Below are 1,251 nucleotides of genomic sequence, written 5' to 3'. Positions count from 1 at the left end.
CCCCGCCGCAGCGCGGGCGTCCGCGTCGCGACGGTCGGTGGCGTCCGGTCCGGGCCCGGCGGTGCCGCGCGCGGCCCGGTCGGTCTCGCCACCGGTCGCTCCCGCAGCGCCGTCCAGCCCGTAGTAGCGGTACAGCTCGCCTTCCTGCTCGCGAGCCAGCTCGCCGTGCTCCTCGAGGTTCGGGGCGTCCTTGATGAAGGACTTCTCGTGGGGGACCGTGATAGTCCCGTCCGCGTAGTGCGCCTGGTCGAGCGGGATGAAGCTCTCGTTCGTCCCGAAGAAGCCGGTGTTCACCGTCACCCATGACGGCTGCTGGGTGTCGTTGTCCAGGTACACCTGGCCGACCTTTCCCACCTTGTCGCCGTTCCGGTCCAGGACCACGGCGTTCTGCAGTTCCTCGATGGTGCCTCGGAAAGTCATCAGATCCTCCTTCGTGCCAACGTTCAGGATTCCTGCTGCCCGGACAGGGCCGGAGACGTCCGAGGGACGGCGTGCGTCCTGTGCCGGGGCTGTGCTCGACGCTAGTGCACCTCGGCCGGAGCAGGCGATGGCCGGCGCGGGGCGACGGACTCCCGGCGAGGTCCCGGGACCGTGCGCGGCGGCACCGGGCGGTCTGGCCCGGAGACGACCGTCCACCATCGCGGGGACCCTCGGATCGACGGAGGGAAGTCCTGGTCACGGAACCACTCGTCGTGACCTGACCGTGATCTTCCGACTCGTCCGCAGACCGTCGGCAAGCGGTTGCGGGCGTGGCCGGCGTGCCGGCGCAGGGGTGCGGCGACGGCCGTCGCCGGCGCGCCGGATCTGCAGGGACCGCACGGTCGGTCGGTCGCGGTCGCGGAGCCGCTCCCGTCTCTCGCTCCGTCGTCCTCCGGTGCTGCTGCGTCGCTCACGAAGAGCATCACCGGGATGAGAGCACGATGAGAGTGTTCTCAGGCCGACGCGGACCGGCAGGGCCCGGCCTAATCTGAAGGAGCCCGATCGTCCAGGGGCCGCCGCAGCGACCGGCGGTGCGCCCGTCGAGAAAGCTGAGGTCCCCATGACGTCCACGACCACGCGTTCCCGCAGCACTGCTCGCGCCGCCGCCCTCGGCGCGCTCGTGATCGGCCTCGCAGCCGGCTGCGGCGGCGACTCCGGCAGCGACGAGGGGTCCGCCGTCGAGGGCCCCGGCGCCTCCGAGGAGGAGAGCGGGAGCGCCGCCTCCGACGGCGCGAGCGACGACGGCGCCTCCGACGACGGCGCGGCGAGCGA

At 72.4% G+C, this 1,251-nt stretch carries 1 protein-coding gene and 1 pseudogene; one reads left to right on the top strand and one right to left on the bottom strand.

What is annotated here, in order from left to right; translation table 11 throughout:
• Positions 1–420, bottom strand: a 420-nt coding sequence (locus tag HMPREF3159_RS13980; RefSeq protein WP_141748245.1) for a PRC-barrel domain-containing protein, incomplete at its 3' end; no start/stop codon positions are given.
• Positions 421–1,039: 619 nt separating this feature from the next.
• Here HMPREF3159_RS13980 and HMPREF3159_RS13975 point away from each other — a divergent pair.
• A pseudogene (locus HMPREF3159_RS13975) lies at positions 1,040–1,251 on the top strand (peptidase); the annotation flags it as partial.

The sequence above is a fragment of the Brachybacterium sp. HMSC06H03 genome, assembly GCF_001807385.1.
GTDB lineage: Bacteria > Actinomycetota > Actinomycetes > Actinomycetales > Dermabacteraceae > Brachybacterium > Brachybacterium conglomeratum.
This window is presented reverse-complemented; position numbering and strand designations above follow the sequence as displayed.